Below are 232 nucleotides of genomic sequence, written 5' to 3' on the forward strand. Positions count from 1 at the left end.
GCTCTCGGTGGCGATCAGCGCGCCGTCTATCTCGCCCGCCTCAAGGAGGTGCGAGAGGACGCTGGTGACGACGCCGAGAGCGACGACGAACCGTGGAAGGCGGAGTCGTTCCTCGCGACCAGCCCCGAGGACCAGGTCGAGAACGCCGGGAGCTTATACAACCAGACCCTGGCGCGCGGCAACCACAGCCACCACCACTGGGAGCACAAACGTACGGACAAAAATCCCCAGG

1 protein-coding gene is annotated in these 232 nt (G+C 65.5%); it reads left to right on the forward strand.

The window, feature by feature from the left end; translation table 11 throughout:
* A partial coding sequence (locus SM753_RS21205) for a coenzyme F420 hydrogenase/dehydrogenase beta subunit N-terminal domain-containing protein (RefSeq protein ID WP_323193008.1) occupies positions 1 to 232 on the forward strand: 232 nt, incomplete at both ends.

Source organism: Halostella sp. PRR32 (assembly GCF_034808085.1).
GTDB lineage: Archaea > Halobacteriota > Halobacteria > Halobacteriales > Natronoarchaeaceae > Halostella > Halostella pelagica.